Here is a 19,454-nt window from a genome sequence, read left to right as displayed (position 1 = left end):
AGGGCTGTGCAAGGCGGAGTGTGCATCGGCGACCTTTCCAGACAGGCCGTCGCAACAGAGAACAGGATGGACACCGCGTGCCTGCCGGGCTTTAACGACACCGAATCGACCGTTCGGATGGGCGATTGGGTCAGTGACTCAGGGGGACGTGATGGACGCAGAAGCAGAATATGATCGGCTCATCGCCCCACTGACGGGCGACGGCTACACGGTAGTGCTCCGAAATCTGCACAAGTACTTGAAGCCCAAAACATATCTCGAAATAGGCGCTCGCTCCGGCCGCTCGCTTGAACTGGCTGAGTGCAATACTATCGCAATAGACCCTGTGTTTAGCTTGCGGCAGAGTTTTGTTGGAAACAAGCCATCCTGTCTTCTTTATCAAATTGGCAGCGACGATTTTTTCAGTACTAAAGATCCAGTCGCATTGTTCGGAAGACCGATCGACTTATCTTTTCTTGACGGAATGCATCTTGCCGAATTTTTGCTTCGCGATTTCATTAATACGGAAAAAAGTTGCAAAGTAAATTCCGTCGTTGCCATGCACGATTGCGTTCCGGCCGATCTACCAATGACAAGACGGAAGGAGATTGTGTCGGTTGATCAGCTAAGCAAACATGAGCCCACATGGTGGCTGGGCGATGTATGGAAAATAGTACCAATCCTAAAAAAATATCGGGCTGATTTGAAATTGTATGTAGTTAGCGCCCCGCCAACTGGCTTGGTATTGGTTAGTAACTTGAACCCACAGTGTACGATACTTAAAGACAACTATGCTCAGATTATTGAAGAGATGGCTTCCATGAACTTTGATGATCTATTGGCTTATACAAAAAGCATCAAGCTGCTAGCAACATCAGAGTTATCAACGTTTGAAGGGATAAGCAAGTATTTTTACCTTTAAAGTAGCTTGCCTTGACTGTAAATGATAGCGCATCATTAGGGTAAGAAAATGTCACGATCATATGCGGATGCTCCGCAGGCGCTCACCGCCCAAGATGTCAACAGCGTTAAAAGCTTGATTGCTATGAATATTCGTAGTGACGAAAATTATGGGCAAACGGACCCCGGCTTGTTGAAGGAAAGATCCATCACGGCAATTGGCGAAGGCCGTTTGAAGCACTATATTATTACACGTTTTAATTTATGGGATGAAAATCTACGGCGAGCTGCAGGGATCTTAGAGGAGGATGCATACTTAAATTGGATTGAGCGCAGAATTGTACTTTTCCGAGAGTCGCTTCTTCCTACGCTTGTTCATCAAACATACAATGATTTTCAACTGTTGCTTTTCTTTGACACAAACATGGATAGCAGGACGAGCGCATTTATCGAAAGCCTACAGGAATTTGGGTTTATTAAACCCCTATTTGTAGATTTTCGCCTCAAACATGGATGGTCGCATTTTGAGAATACTTTAGCCGCGGAAATCTTATCATCAACTGTCGTGGGCGATGTCGTAGCTACAACAAGGATTGACTCTGATGATGCTCTAAGCATTGGTTTTATGCAAAATCTTAATCAATATTGTAGTCGCATTGGCTATGATGAGGCTATAGCCGATATGTATGTAAATTTTCCGTTTGGGCTGCAATGCACTGACAGAGACATAAGAATCCTTATGTATAATAGAAATCCTTTTCAAACGATGTTGGAGGCAAGAGAAAAATATTTAAACGAAAACATTTGGGTGAGAAAGGGCGTTTTCCAAACGGCACACGATCGGACATTCAAGGTAGGAAAAATTATCAACGTTATTACCTCGTTCCCAATGTGGGCGCAGTTCGTGCACGGTGGCAATGTGGCAAATCACGCCAAGGCAAGCCTTCCGATTGCCGTCCACTCAGACCCATTACGCATTATGTTTGCAAATACCCTCTCCGGCGGACTCAGGGGGTCCCCAATCTGATTGCGCTTGCGTTCCAATGCGCTTCCGGCCATCACAGCAAGGTGCACGTGCTCTTTAGTGCAGGATCATGATGATCACTCGTCGTCGGATTTAGCGAGCCGGCGGTGAACTTATGGGCGAGATGCTGTTCAGATTGGCGCATACTGATGCGTGCTGCCGTTGGTCAGTCAACCACGTTTAGCGAGGAGGCAGGCGATGAACACGAAACCGTTGACCGGAATTATTCCAGCTGGCTCCCTGATCATCTTCTCGCTCGGGCTTGATGAAGACGCCTACAACAAGGGCGCCTACCGAGCGACGCAGGACATCCGTCAGAGCGACGCGATCGACAACTACGCGATGTATATGCGTGATGAGCGTCCTGATGAGCGGCCTTTTAATGAGGGTTTTTGTCTGTGGATGCTCAAAGAAGGGCTTATTGAGGAAGTGGACACCGTAAACTGGTATCTCGGTGACCACGATAGGTTCGATCCACATCACTCCTGACGTAGTTCGCGGCGCAACACTGGCGCGCTCATGCTCTAGGGTGGCAGGCCGCGGAGGTGCTCCGGTGGCGGGTTGCGGCGGATCGGCTATGGTCGCGGCCCTTGGAAGTGAGTGGGCGATTTGATGTTTCAGCGCATCAGCGAATTTCACAGCGCCTGTCCAATTGCCGAAATGGAGAACGGACCTTTTGCGCGCTGGATTGACCTTTCCGGCGGCCACGACACGCAAGGTCTCGTCACCTTTGAAAAGCCGATCGTCTGGCTTCGCCAGAGCACCGCGCAGGCGGTTGTGCTCGATGTGCATGGCGAAGTTGCCTTGGAAGGGGTTCATCACAATGACGCATATGGTTTCTTAAAGTCAATCGAAGGCGCAACTGAGAACGCCGTTAAAATGGCGGAAAGCTTCGCTGCGAAGTCTGATAGCGCAATCACTGTTGAGGTTTGGCTCACAGTGAAAGAAATACCTGCCGTTTCCGCACCATCCCCGCACGCACGCAAAGGCGCTCCTGCTCGTTATCTATCCGTGCCGGAGGATTGGTGCCGCCCCGATGACCCTGTCTTGAAGGCGCGCGCGACTGGTGCAACGCCCCAAGAGAGGGCCGCACTTCCGCCCCCGTCCTTCATTCGGGAGCGCGTGCTGTTCAAGGCCGTCACGTGGTCGTCGCGCAAGGCGCCGCCGGATTGGGAGCAGATGCGATCCGACGCTTGCGCCCGAGCCTACGACGGCACGCTCACTGCGGCGGCGTGAGGTCCGCCGCAATTGTGTAACGTCAAGGCGCCGCCGCGTAGGACCGCGCGATGTGCTCGGGGATCACGCTCGGGATGAAGGCGATCCGGCGCAGGATCAGGGCACCTTGCTGGCCCGTCGCTGCCTCGTTGACGCCGAGCCTCAACGTGGTGAGGCCGACCGGCGCGGCGGTCGGGCTCGCAAAGTAAGCGATATTGCCGTTGATGACGTTGCGGAACGAGCTCGCGCCCACGCCGAAGCTCAGCGCTATCCGACACGACTGTCCTGGCTGCACCACGAGATTCGATCCGAGCGCAGTGGTGGTTCCAGCCGATGTGTGACGGAACTGGACCTCACCGTTGGACTGACGAAACGCTACGATGCGGTTGGTGGCCGTGCCGTCGCAAAGTCCGAAGAGGAATTGCGTAGCTGCTGCCGGAACGGGCGCGGTTGGGATCACGTCCGCATAGAACGTGCCGGTCGTCACGCTGCCGAAGATGTCGGTGAAGGCCGTTCCGCCCAGCGATGCGGCCGTCCCGGCCGAGGCACCGGTCGTCGGGATGAACACGCTCGGCTCGGCGGTGTTCTCGATCTGGACGAACCGCAGCAACCCGTTGACCGCCGCCGTGAAGGTGCCGGCGGTCGTGACCGTCAGGGTCTGCGGCGTGCCGGGTCGGACGATCACGCCGCCGCCGACCTCTGTCGCCACGCCGGTCCCCTGGCTCAGCGCGAGCCACCCGGTGCCGATGCACCAGCAGGTATAGGTGCCCGCGGCGAGCGTGACCGTCTGCGTGGCGGGCGCGGCCGGGTTGGCGAGGTACTGCGTCCGAGCCGGCATGATGACGGCACCGCGGCCGGGCACGAGCGGCAGGGTGTTGGCAGCAAAGCTCATGAAGCTCTCGGCGCTCACATCCTTCGGCAACAGTCCCGTTGCGGTGGAAGTGCGGGCGACGGTCAGGTCGCTCGTCTGCTTGCCGAGGTACTGGCCGCGGGCGAAATCCATATCCAGCGTCGCGCTGGGTAACGGGAACGGCACTTCGCCGACGGCGCCCTGCGCCGCGAACAGCGTCTTTAGGTAGGCGACCTGTTCGGCAATCTCGCGAAGACCGGCACGGGCCGGATCGAAGTCGGTCGCGCCCGCCGCGGCATAGGCCGGGGCGACATAGGCGCGGTTCGATCGCGCCTTGAGGCCCGTGTACCAATACGGCGGGGTGATGTCTTCCTTCGCGTTCCCGCTGAACTGGTTCGAACCGTCGATGTTGATGGAGGCGAAGTCCATCGTTGCCGGATTACGGATCTGAAGGCCGTTCTGCTGCGTCGCGGCCGGCTGCGTGTTCTTGCAGATGTTGCCGGAGAGCAGGATACGCGCCACGGTCGGGTTGAGCTTGGTCGTGTCGCAATCGAGCACGATGCCGCCGCGGTGCAGGCTCGGGCCGTTGCCAGGGAACTGCACCGGATCGACGTCGCGGCTGGCCCAATTGTCGATGCAGAGGTTGTTGCACGCCTCCGAGTCGGTGATGTTGGCGAACAGGATGCCGGCGCCGCCGCACTGCCAGCAAGTGTTGTCGTTGACCTTGAGGTGGTAGCCGACGAGGATGTCGAACGCGGCGCCGCCGAGCGGGCCGCTGCTCACGTCGTTGTGGCAGAAGCTCGAATACGAGCAGTGCGTGATGCCCCAGGCCGGCGGGTGGTCGCCGCGTCCGTAGAGCCTGTTGTGATCGCCAGTGAAGGCGGTCTGGTAGGCGACGTGGATACCGTACGCCTCCTCGAAGTCGCAGTGGGTGCAGTAGTTGTTGCGGTTGACGAGACGCCAACCGTCGGGGTTCTGCATCTCGGGCGGCAGGCCGTTGTTGGACGGCAGGAACAGCGATCCCGACGCGACCAAGTTGACGTTGCTGTGGAAGCCCGTGTTGCGGACGATACAGCGGTGCCAGCCCGAGTCCCGCATGTTGACGAACGATGGTCCGAACGACCTGTGATCGTAGAACCGACACTCTTCGAGCCTGACGAACGCCCCGTTGGCGAACTGTACGAGGCCCGCGGTGTCTGGCGCGTCTAACCGGCCTTCGAACCACACGCCCTTGACGGTAATGTTGCTGCGGGCGTTGCTGTTGATGATGGCGCCGGACGCGCCCGCCACGAGAACGCCCTGGCCCGGCTCGGCGAAGATGTACGAGCCCGCCGCGAAGGAAAACGTGCTGTCGATCTTGTAGCGGCCGACGAGCTTGACCGGCCGCCCGAACGTCGAAATCGTGGAAAGAGCATTCCGATCGTTGGTGACGCCATCGGCGGCGGCGCCGACCATTTGCGGCGTCAGGATGAACGAGGCGTTCCGGAACTTGCGACCGCCGAAGGAAATGTCGAGGGCGGTCGCGACATAGGTCGGCGCTTCCTCGACATAGAAGGCGCCGCCGCCGTCGTCGGGCTTGGCATAGCCCTGCGTCGTGAAGCTCGTGACACCTGCGGTGATGCCCGCCACCAGGGCGAGCGCCCGCGTCGCGGGGCCTGCGATCTGGCGGAGGGCAAGCGCCTTGTCCAGAAGCGGCAGCGTAAGATCGTTCCGCTTCGCGAAGCTGCCCGCCCCCGGCGCCCCGCTCTTGACGTAGGTGCCGTTGCCCGTGGTCGACGTCACCGCACCGGGATCGTTGATGACCTCGGCGATCGCACCGTCCGGCCGGGCGAGCGCGTCGGCGCCCGCGAGCTGGGCTTGCGTGTCAGCCACGAAGCGACCGTAGCCCACGGCGTTCTGCGCCTGATCCCGCGCGGTCGCGGCGTCCGTCGCTCTCTGCTGGGCCTGGGCGGCGGCCGCTTCGGCGAGAGCCTTGGCGGATAGGGTTCCGGGATTGACCGGGCCGGAGACGCCTTGCGCCCCTTCGACGATGTCGATCAGCGCTCGGGTTCGGTCGAGACCAGCAGACATCTCAAGCACTCCGTCCGATCAGGAAGCCTTCGCGGTACAGGCGCATCTCCCCGACCTCGTCGACGTCGAGGTCGCGCATCTCGCGACGCAGGCGGTAGGCGGCGATGCGCCCGAGGGGGATCAGCGCGGCGGCAGCGGGGCTGAAGCTCCAGCACACCGTGTCGCGGTAGAGAGGATCGCCGGCGGCATCGGCGGGTACCGCGGCGTCCGGGTCGATGTCCGACAGGCGGATGAGATCGAGCCCTCCGTAGAGGGTGACGTTCGGATCGTCCGGGTCCGACGAGGTCGCGAATCCACCGCCCCACCAAGAGACGCGCAGCACCAACGTCGAGCCGGCGAGATTCAGCCCGAACGCCCAGATCGGGCGCGGCCGGTTCGTGTCGCGCCAGACCAGCTTGTCGATATCGCCCAGGACTGGAGAGCCCGGTTGAACGGTGGTGGCCATGCAGGTGTCCGGGTTGGGCGGAGCGGTGCGAGGGCTCAGAAGGCCTCGACGAACTCCAGCGGGACTTCGCTCTCGGATCGGGCGATGCGCTCGATCGCGGCGGAGGCCGAGGCGGGGACGAGCTTCATGCGCAGGCGGGGCGAGGCGAAGTTGACGGCCTGGCCGACGCTGTGGGCCTGCCTGAGCCAGGGGCGGATCTCGACCAAGACATCGCCGGGGTCGCCGGCATCGACCGCCGGAAGCCGGGAAATCGCGTGCATGCGCTCGCCGAGCGCGAAATAGGGACCGCGGACCAGCACATCGGCCACGGTGCGCCGGAGCGTGATCTGGGTGTCGCCCGCCGCTGCGGCGGCGGCCAGGGTGTAGGCGACGGTCGGGCGCCCCGCGAGATCCTTCGGACCGATCAGGAAGGGGTTCGCAGCACCGTCGAGCGAGAACAGGAAGCCGCGCAACGACAGGACCTCTTCCGGCGTGTTGACGGCGAAGGTGGTGCGCCCGCGCCAGCGCCCGCTCGGCGCCTGAACCGTTTGCTCCTGTCCGGTCGCCGAGACCCCGCTCATCGCGAAGGCGTTCTCGATCCACCACGCCTCGGACCGGCGCAGGAGCGTGAGCGACGCACGCAGATCAGCCATCTTGCACCTACGGCGTCGTGTCGATCAGGAGGGTGACCGCGTTCGACCATGCGCTCGGCGTGCCGCCCGCCACGAAGCGGACGCGGAACCGATAGGTCTGGCCGTTGGTCAGCGGCCCGGCCTCGGCGCTCTGGCCGTCGCTGCGAATGGTCATTCCGACATAGTCGCCGTCGTCGCCCGTGTTGTTGCGGTACTGCGGCTGCGGGGTCGTGTCCGGGCGTGGCGAGGCGTTCCAGGCCAGGACCGCGTAGGCCTGCCCGCTGCGCAGGCTTTGCGAGACGTTGACGCCGCTCGGGATCGGCACGTCGTTGATCGGCGGGACGTAGGTCGGGAGCGCGGGCCGAGGCGGCTCTTCGGTCGCGGGGTTCCACGCGTAGGCGGCGGAATCGATCGCCGAGAACGAGAGATCACAGCCCGACATATCGGCGCGCAGACCGAAGGCGGGCAACTCGGCAACGGTGTCCATCATCGGCCCCGGATCGACCTCGCCCAACGGGTCGTAGGTGATCCTGACCGTGTCCTCGCCCATCGCGTTGAGCGCCGACAGGTCGGTGGCGAGCGTGCCTTTCCACGCCGGGTGATCCCTGGCGTATTTGATCTTCGCGAGCCGGGCCGCCTGCGTCCATGACGGCACCATGGCGAGATCAATCGCCTCATCCACCACGCCGATCTGCGCTTGACTCGCCGTGTCCTGCCGCGCCTGCAGCTCGGTCGGCTGGTAGTAGGCGTCTGGGTCCGAGTAGGACACTTTGAGCCGGTTGTAGGTGTCGAGCCGGTCGTTGCCCTGGGCGAGGCTCGCGCGGACGATGCTGCGCGTGGCGATCGTGACCGTCGGCGCGATGTAGCGCCCGCCGCGCAGGCCGATGAGCCCGGTCGGGCCCCGCACGAGCCGCCCGTCGCAGGTCGCCAGCATCCGCGTCAGCACGTCCTTGGGCGCCTCGTCGAAGCGGTAGGTGCCCGAGAGCCGATAGCGGAACTCGGTCGAGCCGTCCTTGCGCGCGACGGTCTCGGCGTGGAGGTTGTGCGCGTCCTGGAACGAGGCGATGTCGATCTTGGACCGGCGGAAGCGCGCCCCGTCGGCGCTCAGCAGATAGTCGAGGATGCAGTCGGCCGCGATTTCGCTGAAGCCGAAGGTGCTCTTGTCGTCGGGGTTGTGCGCCGGATTGGTCGGGTCCCAGACCTTCTTTCCGCGGATCAGGAAGCGCAGCGGCGTGGCGTAGCTCTGGGGATAGACGAGCTGTTGCTCCTCGCGCTTCACGCCAAGGAACTGAACGGCGACGTAGGCGAGGCCGCGCAGGCGGTGCTCGGATGTCCAGATGCCGGGGAACTGCCCCAGCAGGTAGGGCGAGGCCGCTTGGCCGTCGGCGCCGAGATGGTTCTCGTAGGAGACGACGTTGATCTGCGGGAAATCGGTGACCTGCCAGCGCCCGTCGCCGTCGGTGCTGATCTGCACGACCTGCGCGTAGCGGTCGCCGATCAGGTATTTTTCGATCGCGTCGATCCCATGGGCGGCGAGGACGATGCCCTGCATCAGGGCGCCGTTGCGCGTCTCGAACAGAAAACGGGAGCCGCCGACGATGGTGCGGCCGTAGACCCCGACCCGCGGCCCGATGGCTTGGTTCAGGACGCTCTGCTGGGTCTCGTTGCGCGGCTTCGGCTGGTTCAGCGACGAGATCAGCAGGTTCGCGCCGACCGAGGCGGTGGTGATCGCCAGCGACCCGATCACGCTGGCCGTCGTCGCGGAGACGGTGATCGCCGTCCCCGTGGCCGTCGCGAGCGCGCTGACGATGGCAAAGCCGATGGTCTCGGCCATCAGATCGCCCAGACCTTCGTCGGACGGGCCGGCGAAACCACGATCCCATCCGCGGCCTTGATCGCCCAGCCCGCGCCGGTCGAGAGGGCGAGATACGTTCCGATCGGCAGTTCGATCACGCCCACGTCGCCGGCCTCCGGGGTGTCGGTCTCAAGGATGCCGGCCCGTGCCGCGAGGTCTGCGGCGAGCGCCGGAAGCCCGCCCATGGCGCGCAGCAGCCGCGCGCAGGCGCGATCGCTCCGGTAGGTGCCGCGTAGCGCCTCGGCCGGATCGACGCCGCGCTCGGCCTTGATCCAGTCGCAGGCCCACAGTGCGCAGTCGCGCTCGCCCCAGACGAAGGGCAGGCGGGCGCCCTCCGCGAGGAAGGTGCGAAGCCGGGCGCGACGGTCGAGGTTCATCGGCCGCTCCCCCTCGTGCGGCAGGAGATGCCCGTTCTCGGGGCGAATGCGCGGGCGCGGGCTGCCGACGGGGCCCTGGCCATAAGACATCGCCCGCGGAGCAGGATCGTGGTGGAGAGCGTCGTGCATCGGATCACACCGGCCAGTTGATCGCCTTGCCGGGCAGGCTCGCCACGAGCTCGAGCCCGCGGTCGCCGGGAAAGCGCGCCTGCTGATCGGTGTCCGTAAGGAATCCGAACGGCGGCTTGTTGCGCGCGGTCCACGGCCCCTCGGCCGACACGCTCACCGAAAACTGGCCGTTGCCGAGCGCGTCGTAGCTCATCACGTCCATCTCGCCTGACCAGACCTCGATCGGATCGTCGAGCCGCACGATCGCGCCGCCGGTCGCCTCGACGTAGAACTGGACGAGCACGCGGACGTCGCGCCCGCGGACGTTGGCCGATTGCGAGCGGGCGAGCGCCGCGATGCGGGCCGAGACGCCCGACATCGTGAAGGTCGCCTTCGGCGCCGTCGTCCCGACCGGCACGTCGAGGCCGTCGATCTGCGCCAGCGTGCCCGTGCCGTCCCAGGTCTGTCCGTCGCCGGTCACCAGCGGCCCGGCCCCGTAAAGCCAATACCGGCCCGGCCCGTCGGCGAAGTCGAAGTAGGCGAGGACGGCGAGGCGGACCGTGCGTCCGGCCGCGACCGCCGCCTGCGTGGCGGTGAGGAAGGGCATCGGTTACCCGGCGCGCTTCTGGAGTTCGCGGATGCGCTGCGGCAGCGCCCGGTCCCGCGCATCGACGTAGGCCTTCAGGTCGGCCACGGCCTGCGCGTCGGCGCCGGGCGCGTTGATGGTGGTGCGCGCGTCGATCGTGCCGATGCCGCCGCCCATGCCGGCGCTCGGCTTGGCCCACCCGACCGGGCCGCCCGAGGCGTACCCCGGCAGGCCGCGTCGCATTGCTTCCGCCACGGCGACGCCGCCGACGCGGGCGACGTCGTCTTGGCTCCACACCACCTCGCCGCGGTGGACGATGCCCGCGGGCTGGAAGCGGCCGCCGTGGCCCGTGTAACCGCCACGCGCGAAGCCGCCGAACACGTCGTCCGCACCGCCCAGCGCCAACGTCAGCCCGTCTGAAGCGCCGCCGCCGCCGCCGAACAGGCTGGAGAAGAAGCCGCCGATCCCGCCTCCGCCGCCCGCGCTGAACCCCGCAGAGACGAGGCTGTCGATGCCCGACGAAATCAGCCGGTCGCCGATGCGCAAGGCGATGTTGGAGAACGCCTGAAGCGCATCACCGCCGTGGCTGAGCTGCGTGGCGAAGTCGGTAAGCGCGCCGCTGGCCATGTCCTTCGCCTCGGTCAGGCGCAGGGTCTCACGCGTCTGGTCGAGCACGGCCTGCTCGTAGCGCGTCCCGGCGAAGGGGCGGGCTGCGGCGTAGGCCTGCTGATCGAGCCGGTCGCGGCCGAGCTGCGCACGCGCGAAGTTGTCGTTGTCGGAGAAGGCCAGGAAGCGGCCGGCCGAGATGATGCGCTGTCGCTCCGTGGCCTCCTGCGCGTATTGCGAGGCGAGGGCCTGCGACACGGTGATGCCGCGCCCCTGGGCCTCGGTGATCGAACGCAGCGCATCCGTGCGGGCCCGCAGCCCTTCCGTGTCGCGCCCGCCCGCCTCGGTGGTCAGTCGCAGTTCGTCGCGCTGCTGCTGAAGCTGTCGGGTTCGCTCGCCTTCTTCCTGAAGGGTCTGCTGCGTGTTGGCCCGTGGGGTCAGAATGTCCCTGAGATAGCCGCGCGTTTCGGCCGGCAGCGTCGAGAGATCACCGCCTGACTCCTGAAAACGCTGCGCGCGGCGCGGACCGGCGTTGTAGCCGATCAGCGCCAGCGTCTCGTTGCCGCCGAACTGCGCCAGCAGATCGCGCATCAGCCGCGCCTGCGCATCGATCGCCGAGGCGGGATCGAGCGGGTTGGTCAGCCCGTACTGCCGCGCCGTGCCGGGCATAAACTGGGCGATGCCCTGCGCGCCGGCGGGCGAGACCGCGTTCGGGTTGAAGCGGCTCTCCTGATAGCCCTGTGCGGCCAGAAGGTTCGGGTCCAGGCCGTAGCGGGTCGCGGCGTCGTAATAGAAATCGCGGTAGGCCGAGGGCACCTGCCCGATGCTGCGCGAGTAGCGCCCCTCGGAGCGGTACGTCTCCTGTCGAAGGCGATCCAGCTCCACCTGCCGGGTCTGCTCCAAGATCGCGCGGCCATCCGAAGGGGTCGTCTCGAGGCGCTTGTCGAAATCGGAATTGATCCGGGCGACGGACGCGGCGATCTGCGAGTAGCCGGAGGTCTGAAGGCCGAGCTGTGCGGACTTGAGACCTTCGTTGAGGGTCTTCAGCTGCTCTGCGGTTCGAAGGGAGTCTTGGGCCGCCTGCCGTTTGGCCGCGTCATCCGCGATTCGCCTCTGCTCGGCCTCAAGGCGCTCCACGTCGCCCCTGAACGTGGCGATGCGCGGCCCGGTGATGAGCTGCTGAACGTAGCTCGTGCTCCCGGCATTATCGCGCTCAGCCTCGGCCAGGGCACGCCGCGCGGTCGCCAAGCGCGTTTCGAGGTCCCCGCCCGTCGTCGCCCGATCAACCGCGCGACCGACCTTGTCCCAGAAATTCGAGAGCCGATTGCCGGTGCTCTCCAGCGCATGGCCCCATCCGCTCGTCAGTTCCGTCGCGCTGGTCAGGCTTGTCTTGTAGGCGTCGAAGAGGGCCCGCTGGGCACCGAGGCGATCCCCCTGCGCATCCAGTCGCTTGATGGTTTCGAGCGTCGTCGCGTTCAGGAAGCCGAGCTGATCGTTCAGCGTCTTCGCGCCGCGGGTCGGATCGGCGAAGGCGGCGGCCAGCGCCTTGTTCGCCTCCGTCAGGTCCTGGCCCGTGGTCGCCGCATAGTCGCGCGCCGTCCCGAGAAGCGAGCCGGCGAGCGCTGAACGGATGCCGCCGGTGCCGGCGTACTGTCCCAGCAACTCGCGAGCGCTGCGGACCGAGAGCCCGGCGCCGTCCGCCGACGACAGCGCCAGGGCATTGATGCCGCCCACTGTCATGCCCGACGCGCGCCCGATGCCGGCAGTCGACCGAGCCAGGGCGAGCTGCGTGCTGGCGTAGGACTGTTGCGCCACCACAGCGGCGATGGTCGCGGTGGCTGCCCCGCCGATCGCGCCGCCGAGCAGGCCGATGCGTGAGGCAAACCCGCCGACGGCATCGCCCGCCTGCGAGAGCGCGCCTTTGATGCTGGCGCCGCCGGGGCCGGCGAACACCTGTGCGATCTGCGGCCCCTGCTGAAGCGCGATCATGCCGAGCGGCGAGCCGGATCCGAGCTGAGAAGCGATGTCGCTGCCCTGATACACGAGGTTGGTGACCTCGTCCGAGCGCAGCCGACGCCCGGCAGCGTTCTCGTTGGCAGCCGCACCGCCGAGCCCGCCGAGCCGACGGCTGGCCGCGGCGTTCGCCTCGGCGCGGGCGCGAGCGGTCTCCAGGCCGCCGAGGGTCGCTGCCCCCTGGGTGCCGAGTTCGCGCCAGGCCGCCGTGGCGCTGCGCACCGCCGTGGTCGAGTTCGCCGCCGCTGCCGCCATTGAGGAATAGCGGTTGGTCAGCTGCCCCATCGTCCGCTCGTAGGTGGCGGCGTCGATGATGCCCTGCTGATAGGCCCGGTTCAGGGTGGCGGTGCCCCGCTCCAGGCGCTGCTGGGTCCGGTAGGTCTCATCGACCTCGCGACGAAGCTTTTCCAGCGCCGCACCGGCCGAGAGCTGCCGACGCGCGGCCTGTTCCGTCTGCTGGGCCGTCTGTTCGGTCGCCTGCCCGAGCCGATCCTGCGACGCCGCCACGGCGTCCGCATCCGAGCGGGCCTTCTCGGCGCCCTCGGAGACGTAGCGGATGGTCGCGGTGCGGATGGCGTTCAGGGTGGGCATCAGCGGTCCGCTCCCTTCTTGTCCATCATCTTGCGCCACTCACCGTCCATGAGCCCGACCAGCCGCTCCAGCCGCTCGTACTCGTCCAGATCGGTGATCCCGTAGCGTTCGGCATAGGCGTGGATCGCGGTCCATCGGATCGGGCCGAACACGCCGAAGCCGATGGCGCGATCAGCCTGGAGGCGCCAGAACGCGGACCAGACGAAGGTGAGGTGTTCGGCCAGTTCCGGGCGCCGCATCAGCGCACGCGGCACCTGACCATCCTCTTCGGCGATGTCGATCAGCCACTCGGCCCGCTCGCCGAACTCGCCCTCCCATCGGAGGGCGTCGATCAGTTTTTTGCGTCGGCCTTTCCGTCGACCTCGGCCTCGACGGCGACGGCGTTGGCCGCCCAGGTCACGGCCCCCCGGAACATGTCGAACTCGGGATCGCCGAGCAGCTTGCCGGCGAGGTCGGCCGAGTAGGGCAGCGGCGTGGTGCCGTCGTCCTCGGTAAAGCCGTCCCAATCGAGCAAGACGGCTTCGTTGAGGCATTCGCCGATGATGCGCTCGCGATCCTCCGCGCGGAGCCCGCGCAGCTTCTGGTGCGCCGGGATCGCGGAGGCCTTGCGGTCGAACAAGCGCTTGTAATCGGCGTTGCCGAGGCCGCGGACCTTGAGGCGGACGCCGGGCAGGCCGGGGATGTCGTCGATCCAGCGCCCCTGCTCGATCACGGCGACGTTGGTTTTCAGGGCGGAGAGCTTCACGCGGAGGGCTCCTGCTTCTCGGTGATGGCGGGCGCGGGCTTGGTCGGCTCGGCCTTGGCGCCCTCGCTCGACCCGGCGGCCTTGGCGCTCGCGAGCGTGCCGAGCCCCTTACCGACGATGAGTTCGGCGTAGGCGTCGGTCATCTCGACCTCGGTGCCCGCCTCGTAGCGGACCTCGTCCGCGCGGGTGGCCTCGCCCTTCGGAAAGGCCTTCGGATAGCCGGAAAAGCTTTCGGTGATACGGACCGTCTTCATGACACGCCCCTCTGCATTTTGATGGAACACTGCTCGCCGGTGTGGAGCACGGCCCGGAACGGGATGATCACCATCACGTCGTCGTTGTTGTCGCCGGTACGCCGCTCGGGATTCATGGGGCGACAGTTCGGCATGGTGATCCGATACCGCTGCGTCGCGGCGTTCCCGACCGTGAAGTCGGTCGCGAAGGAGCCATGCGCCAAGGCGAGCGCGTAGAGGTCGTCGGTCTCGAAATAGGCCTCGATGTTGCCCGTGACGTCGATGTCGCCGAGCCCGAAATCCTCGGTGAACAGATTGCCGACGCTCGGCCGGACGCGCAGACCATTGTTCACCGACAGCGACAGGCTGCGCACCTTCGGCGCCGGCGCGCTGCCGCCGAGCCCGAAATCGAGGATCGCGACGTTGGCCGATGCCGTGGAGATCGGATTGGTGGTCGGCGCGGCGTAGGTCGCCCCGGTGAGCAGGCCGCCGGGCAGGGCCTCGGTCTGCGCCATGATGCCGAACGAGCCGGTGACGGGCTGGCGCGCCGCAATCGACAGGTTGAGCGTGCTGATGCGCGCGCCGGGGAAGCGCGAGACCGTGACGGCAGAGTCGCCGATGGGCAGGGTCTCTTCGAACGTGAAGCTCCGGCCCGTCGACCCGTTCTTGAGCACGTTCGAGGTCCAGGTGCCGAACAGGGCCGCTTCGAAGATGTCGTCGAAGGTGTTGTAGGCCATCTCGAAGTTGTAGGCCCCGGCCGCGTCGAGCCCGAGGAGGATCTCGTTGCGGACGTTGCGGTCCGCATAGATCTCGTTCGAGGTCGCGGTCGTCTTGTTGATCCCCGGCCCGCCGCCGGTCGAGCGCAGCGTCTTGAACGAAGGCGTGGCGGGCGTGACCCCCCACGTCGCCTCGGCGACATAGGCGATCCGACGATCCGACCCGTTGGCGATCGACATGGCAGTCTCCAGAAGTAGGGAAGCGTCGGGCGGCCCGGCCGGTCAGCCGCGGATGTCGGCCTGGTAGGGGATCGCGAACGACAGGACGTAGTAGTTGCCGGCGTCGTTGTTCGGGTCCTGCACGGGCGAGGACGGCGCGAAGGTCTGGACCCCGCCGAACTCCTTGCCGCGAAACAGGGCGGCCAGTTCGTCCGCCCAGGTGAGGCCTTCCGCGGTGCCGGAGGCGCGCCGCATGTTGATCTCGATGCGGATCGCGCCCTCTTCGCGCCACCAATTGTCCCCCGGCGCGCCGATGGTTAGTTGCCGGCTGTTGGCGACCGGGAAGGTGACCTGCAGGAAGGGCTTCGGCTTGCCCTGCGCATCCTTGGGGGGATCGCCCTCCAAGGGCTCGTTCAGACCGTAGATGTCCGTCCGCCCGTTCCAGTAGGCGGCGAGCCGCGCTTCGACGGCGTCGACGACGAGCTTCAGCGCCATGTTCAGCGCCCCGGATCGATGTAGATGGCGGGCTGGCGCGTCAGCCAATCCTGCCTCAGCCCGGCCCGACCCTTGCGGATGCGCTGGCCGAGCGCCTGCGCCGAGGCGGTCTGCGCCCAATCGCCGACCGCGCCGCCGGGAAACGAGCGATAGGTGAACCCGACGTAGGCGATGTTGCCGAATCGGCGCCGCGCCAGCACGGCAACCGCCTCGTACACACCATCGGGCGCCTGGCTGGACTGCCCTCGCTCGATCTTGCGGGCGTAGGGCTGGCTGTTCAGGACGATGTAGCTCTCGGCCGGCGGCGGGTTGGTCGGGTCGTCGAAGGCGACGTTGTCGGCGAACCACTGGTGCGAGCGGGCGTAGCGCTCCGTCTTGACCGGCGAGTGCAGGATCAACTGCGCGTCGACCCACTCGATCACGTCGAGCAGGAGATGGAACTCGGCCAGGACGACGCTGCTGGGCTTCAGACCGTCCAGCGTGGCCCGTCGACCGCCATCGACGAAGAGATCGTAGTCGGGCGCGTAGCCGAGCGCCCGGCGGTTGGTTTCCTGCGCCTCGCCGATCACCTCGCGGGCCAAGCCGGCGAGCGCATCACCTTGCGCCGCCGGGCTCAGCATCTCGTCGCGGATCAAGGCGATGTCGCGCGCGATCGGGTCGAGGCGCACGCTGGTGCGGGTCGCCATCACCCGGTCGCCCAGATCTCGAAGCGCACCACCTCGCCATCGATCCAGATCGGGTCGACCACCTCGACCGTCTGGCTCCAACCGCCGTACTGCATCGTGTCGAGCTTTCTTGGGCGGCCGTAGGCCTCCAGCCCAGTCGGCGAGAGCACGATCTTCGTCATGCCCTGCAGCACGCCCTGGCCGAGTTCGTCCGGCCGGTAGCCGCTCGGGCGCCCGCGCACCGTGACGCTCGCCTCGCGCCCGTTGGCGTGGAGCGTCACGTCTTGCCCGTGCCGGCGCAATTGGCGGTCCAGAGCGGCGATGGCCTGCGCCGGGCTCATCCCAGGAACGGCCTCCGGTGCCGCTGCAGCAGGGATTCGGCCTCCGGATCGGGCAGCGCGTTGTTCGCGCCCTGGACGAAGTAGGAGAACGAGCCGACCCCCTCGACCGACTCGGATTTCAATCCCGCCTCCCGCTGGCGCCCGGCGAGCGATGCGTTGGCGAGAAGCATCACGGCCCGCTCGACATCCGCGGGCAGCATGCCAGCCGGGATCGGGCCTTCCTCGTCGTCCGGCAGGACGTAGCCGGCCACATATTCGACCGTGAGCGTGCGACCGTACCAACCGCACCGGTCACCGTTCCGCACCGCATGGAGCGCGACGCCGTCGACTTCGTAATCGTCCACAGCGAGCGCCACGCCGTCGCGCACGATGCTCAGGACCTCGACCACCGGCGAGCCCTCGAGGGCGAGACCGTCGGGCGATCGGCACAGATCGAAGCGCTCCCGCAGCGTCTGGCGCCCGAATGTGCGATTGCAGAAGCGCTCCGCCGTGGCGGAGGCTTGGTCGATCAGCAGCCAGGCGGCGCGGTCCGACTCCAGCGGAAAGCCGAACATCTCGCGCGCCCGCGTGACGGTGGTGAGCCGGTGCGAAGCCGGCGGGATGAGGACGGTCGCGGTCATTGCGTCGGCTTGGCCGCTTGGCAGTTGACGGTCGTGCCCGACGGCGCCGGGCCGAACAGCGTCAGCGAGAGATTGCCGATCGACAGGTTCGGCGCCGTCGCCTGATAGACGACGAGGTCGGCATAGGTCGCGGTCGGGTCACCCACGGTGTTGACGACGTAAGGCCGCGTCGCGCTGGCCACGTTCTGCGCCGTGCAGGTGACGACGGGCGTGATCCCAGCCTCGTACGGCTTGGCGAAGGTCCACCGCACCGGCTGCCCGGCCGGCGCCACCGTCATCCGGGCGCGCTGGACGGACGTCGCATGGGTGTGATCGGCGCGGGCGTAGCGCACCGACGAGCCCTCGACGCTGTCGGTGCCCGTGGCCGGCGGCGCCGAGGTGGCGGGCGCCGGCATGACGGTGACGGCGTCCGCGGCGGTGAGCGGCGCATAGAGCGAGGAGGGCTGTGCCCAGGCAGCGCCCGGCGCGAAAGCGAGGACCGCGGCGAGGAGGAAGCGCGCGAGCATCCCGGCCTCCTCAGTTCACGAACGCGGCCATGAGCAGGGGCGTCACGGCGGTGAACGTCGTGCAGGACGAGGTGGCGATCAGGACGATGCCGGCGGTGTAGCGGTCGCCGAAATCCTGGCGCGTGCGGTAGGAGGCATTCGCCGCGATCGGCGTGCATTCCAGCGGGGCGATGGCGGCGCCGGCCGTCGGAACCGCCGTCGCATTGAGGATGGCCACGAAGCCGGCCGTCGCCCCGAACGTCGCGTGGTATCCGTAGAGGTTGCCCGCGCTGGCCTTGGCAACGACGCTCGACCCGGTCGTGGTCTGGGGCAAGATCCCCGCGCCGGCGGCCGACGAGGTCACCAGAAACACGCTGCCGATCGTCTGACTGGACGCCGGAAGGGAGACGATCATGCGCCCGTTGAGATCGCATGAGGCGTGAGCGGTCTGCCCGGTCGTCAGCGTCGGCAGCGTCGCATTGTACTGGCACGGATAGACGTTCTGCGGGACGCCGTTCGGGATGCCTTGGACCGCCTGCGCCTGCGAGCCCGCCGTGCCGGGCCCGGTGACCGAACCGGTGGGCGACGGGTTGGTCATCTGCGCGAAAATTGGGTTGCCGGAGGCGTTCGGCGCTCCGGCGATTCGCAGATCCGCCAGCACCGAACCCATCGCGTTGCTTCCCGGCGGCAGCGGCGAGCCGATTGAAAAGATGCCCTCTCGCACCGAGACGTTGGTGGCAACGGTGATCGTCCCGGTGCCAGGCGTCGAGACCCGAACCCGTACGTTGGTCCGGCCCGTCGCGCTGAGCGCGATCTGCCCATCCGTGGTGCGCGTCGCCTCCGGCACGCCGGTGCCGCGGTTAATGGCGTTGATGCCGGTCCACGTCGTGCCGCCGTCGATCGACTGCTCGTAAGTGAGCGTCGCACCGGAGGCGGTGAGGCCCGTAAAGGCGTAGCCGACCGTCGCCTGGCCGTTGATCGCGGTGGTGATAGCGGCGTTGGCGGCGGCGGCGTTGAGCGGGCCCGTCGTGCGGACGTCCTGCTCCGTAGAGCCGGCGACGGTGGACGAGCCGCCCGATCCGCCCCCGAAGGTCGACACGACGTTGCCGGCCGCGTCGTAGACGGCGACCGGAATCAGCGCCCCTGATGACGTGCGATAGGGCGGTGCCGTCGCGGGCGGGGGATCGGCCAGGACCGGGCCGGCGCACAGGAGCGCGAGTGCGATCAGCCCAAAGCGGCGCAGGATCATGGCCGGCTCCACTTCGCGAGGGCTAGTTCTTGAGGACCATGAACGACACGACCACCGTGCCGTTGAGGGCCGCAGCGGCGTCGCCGTTGCGCACCGTGATCGTGACGCTGCTGGCCCCAGGGGCCACGCGCACCACGCCGGGCGAGCCGGTCGTGTTCGTGCCGTTGGCGAGCGAGGCGAACACGATGTCGCCCGCCGCGACCGTGCTGTTGGTCAGCGTGAGGGTGTAGGTCGCGCCCGCCGCCGTGGTGAGCGCCTCGGAGGTGATCTTGCCCGAGAGCTTGTTGAGGGTCGCGGCACCGGCCGTGGCGGTGGTCGTCTTGGTGCCGCCGTCGAGCGCGAGGCCGCCCGGCGGGCGCAGGATGGCGGGCGACTGCGCCAGGGCGCCGATGGTCAGGGCGAGAAGGGCGATCGCGCCCGCGAGAAGGGTCCGCATGGGTCGGGTCTCCTGGGATG

Annotated in this window: 22 protein-coding genes; 4 read left to right on the top strand and 18 right to left on the bottom strand. The window is 66.3% G+C overall.

All coding sequences use genetic code 11. From position 1 onward, the window contains the following. Positions 1 to 151 precede the first annotated feature (151 nt). From HNR00_RS17665 to HNR00_RS17650, 4 genes are all read left to right on the top strand, one after another. On the top strand, positions 152 to 901 hold the full coding sequence (locus HNR00_RS17665; RefSeq protein WP_183571680.1) for a class I SAM-dependent methyltransferase: 750 nt from the start codon (positions 152 to 154) through the stop codon (positions 899 to 901). 48 nt (positions 902 to 949) lie between these two features. Further along, positions 950 to 1,906: a glycosyltransferase gene (locus tag HNR00_RS17660; protein WP_183571679.1), complete on the top strand. Its 957-nt coding sequence runs from the start codon at positions 950 to 952 to the stop codon at positions 1,904 to 1,906. A gap of 195 nt (positions 1,907 to 2,101) precedes the next feature. Beyond that, complete coding sequence (locus tag HNR00_RS17655; RefSeq protein ID WP_183571678.1) at positions 2,102 to 2,392, top strand: hypothetical protein; 291 nt, start codon at positions 2,102 to 2,104, stop codon at positions 2,390 to 2,392. 123 nt (positions 2,393 to 2,515) lie between these two features. After that, entirely contained in the window at positions 2,516 to 3,139 is a 624-nt protein-coding gene (locus HNR00_RS17650; RefSeq protein WP_183571677.1) for a hypothetical protein, read from the top strand. Positions 3,140 to 3,161: 22 nt separating this feature from the next. On the opposite strand, the gene HNR00_RS17645 is transcribed toward HNR00_RS17650, so the two are convergent. From HNR00_RS17645 to HNR00_RS17560, 18 genes are read right to left on the bottom strand one after another with little or no spacing between them, the layout of a single operon-like run. Then, complete coding sequence (locus HNR00_RS17645; RefSeq protein ID WP_183571676.1) at positions 3,162 to 6,038, bottom strand: right-handed parallel beta-helix repeat-containing protein; 2,877 nt, start codon at positions 6,036 to 6,038, stop codon at positions 3,162 to 3,164. A 1-nt stretch (position 6,039) separates the two neighbouring features. After that, entirely contained in the window at positions 6,040 to 6,483 is a 444-nt protein-coding gene (locus HNR00_RS17640) for a hypothetical protein (RefSeq protein ID WP_183571675.1), read from the bottom strand. 35 nt (positions 6,484 to 6,518) lie between these two features. After that, positions 6,519 to 7,115, bottom strand: coding sequence for a hypothetical protein (locus tag HNR00_RS17635; protein WP_183571674.1), 597 nt, complete (start codon positions 7,113 to 7,115; stop codon positions 6,519 to 6,521). 7 nt (positions 7,116 to 7,122) lie between these two features. Continuing rightward, entirely contained in the window at positions 7,123 to 8,928 is a 1,806-nt protein-coding gene (locus tag HNR00_RS17630; RefSeq protein ID WP_183571673.1) for a phage tail protein, read from the bottom strand. Further along, the gene (locus tag HNR00_RS17625) at positions 8,928 to 9,455 is read right to left on the bottom strand and encodes a DUF6950 family protein (RefSeq protein ID WP_183571672.1); all 528 of its coding nucleotides are present in this window, start codon (positions 9,453 to 9,455) and stop codon (positions 8,928 to 8,930) included. The genes HNR00_RS17630 and HNR00_RS17625 overlap by 1 nt, the downstream gene beginning before the upstream one ends. Positions 9,456 to 9,459: 4 nt before the next feature. Continuing rightward, positions 9,460 to 10,041, bottom strand: a complete 582-nt coding sequence (locus HNR00_RS17620; RefSeq protein ID WP_183571671.1) for a hypothetical protein — start codon at positions 10,039 to 10,041, stop codon at positions 9,460 to 9,462. A gap of 3 nt (positions 10,042 to 10,044) precedes the next feature. Continuing rightward, positions 10,045 to 13,230 (bottom strand): phage tail length tape measure family protein, encoded by a 3,186-nt coding sequence (locus HNR00_RS25845; protein WP_183571670.1) that lies wholly within the window; start codon positions 13,228 to 13,230, stop codon positions 10,045 to 10,047. Next, positions 13,230 to 13,505, bottom strand: coding sequence for a phage tail assembly chaperone (locus HNR00_RS17610; protein WP_446685661.1), 276 nt, complete (start codon positions 13,503 to 13,505; stop codon positions 13,230 to 13,232). Before HNR00_RS17610 ends, HNR00_RS25845 begins: the two co-directional genes overlap by 1 nt. 56 nt (positions 13,506 to 13,561) lie before the next feature. Continuing rightward, positions 13,562 to 13,975, bottom strand: coding sequence for a phage-derived protein YdaY family protein (locus tag HNR00_RS17605; protein WP_183571668.1), 414 nt, complete (start codon positions 13,973 to 13,975; stop codon positions 13,562 to 13,564). After that, entirely contained in the window at positions 13,972 to 14,229 is a 258-nt protein-coding gene (locus tag HNR00_RS17600) for a hypothetical protein (RefSeq protein WP_183571667.1), read from the bottom strand. The genes HNR00_RS17605 and HNR00_RS17600 overlap by 4 nt, the downstream gene beginning before the upstream one ends. Beyond that, on the bottom strand, positions 14,226 to 15,164 hold the full coding sequence (locus tag HNR00_RS17595; RefSeq protein WP_183571666.1) for a phage tail tube protein: 939 nt from the start codon (positions 15,162 to 15,164) through the stop codon (positions 14,226 to 14,228). The genes HNR00_RS17600 and HNR00_RS17595 overlap by 4 nt, the downstream gene beginning before the upstream one ends. A 42-nt stretch (positions 15,165 to 15,206) precedes the next feature. Continuing rightward, entirely contained in the window at positions 15,207 to 15,638 is a 432-nt protein-coding gene (locus HNR00_RS17590) for a phage tail terminator-like protein (protein WP_183571665.1), read from the bottom strand. Between the two features lie 2 nt (positions 15,639 to 15,640). After that, entirely contained in the window at positions 15,641 to 16,324 is a 684-nt protein-coding gene (locus HNR00_RS17585) for a hypothetical protein (protein ID WP_183571663.1), read from the bottom strand. Then, positions 16,324 to 16,644: a hypothetical protein gene (locus HNR00_RS17580; RefSeq protein ID WP_183571661.1), complete on the bottom strand. Its 321-nt coding sequence runs from the start codon at positions 16,642 to 16,644 to the stop codon at positions 16,324 to 16,326. The genes HNR00_RS17585 and HNR00_RS17580 overlap by 1 nt, the downstream gene beginning before the upstream one ends. Beyond that, positions 16,641 to 17,264, bottom strand: coding sequence for a hypothetical protein (locus tag HNR00_RS17575; protein WP_183571659.1), 624 nt, complete (start codon positions 17,262 to 17,264; stop codon positions 16,641 to 16,643). The genes HNR00_RS17580 and HNR00_RS17575 overlap by 4 nt, the downstream gene beginning before the upstream one ends. After that, positions 17,261 to 17,770 carry a hypothetical protein gene (locus HNR00_RS17570; protein WP_183571657.1) on the bottom strand — a complete coding sequence of 170 codons (510 nt, stop codon included), beginning with the start codon at positions 17,768 to 17,770 and terminating at the stop codon, positions 17,261 to 17,263. Before HNR00_RS17570 ends, HNR00_RS17575 begins: the two co-directional genes overlap by 4 nt. Positions 17,771 to 17,780: 10 nt before the next feature. Continuing rightward, positions 17,781 to 18,998: a hypothetical protein gene (locus tag HNR00_RS17565; protein WP_183571655.1), complete on the bottom strand. Its 1,218-nt coding sequence runs from the start codon at positions 18,996 to 18,998 to the stop codon at positions 17,781 to 17,783. 22 nt (positions 18,999 to 19,020) lie between these two features. Beyond that, entirely contained in the window at positions 19,021 to 19,434 is a 414-nt protein-coding gene (locus HNR00_RS17560) for a hypothetical protein (RefSeq protein ID WP_183571653.1), read from the bottom strand. Positions 19,435 to 19,454 lie beyond the last annotated feature (20 nt).

This window comes from Methylorubrum rhodinum, assembly GCF_014199935.1.
GTDB lineage: Bacteria > Pseudomonadota > Alphaproteobacteria > Rhizobiales > Beijerinckiaceae > Methylobacterium > Methylobacterium rhodinum.
Note: the sequence above shows the minus strand (reverse complement) of the source record. Positions and strands in the feature narration are given on the sequence as shown.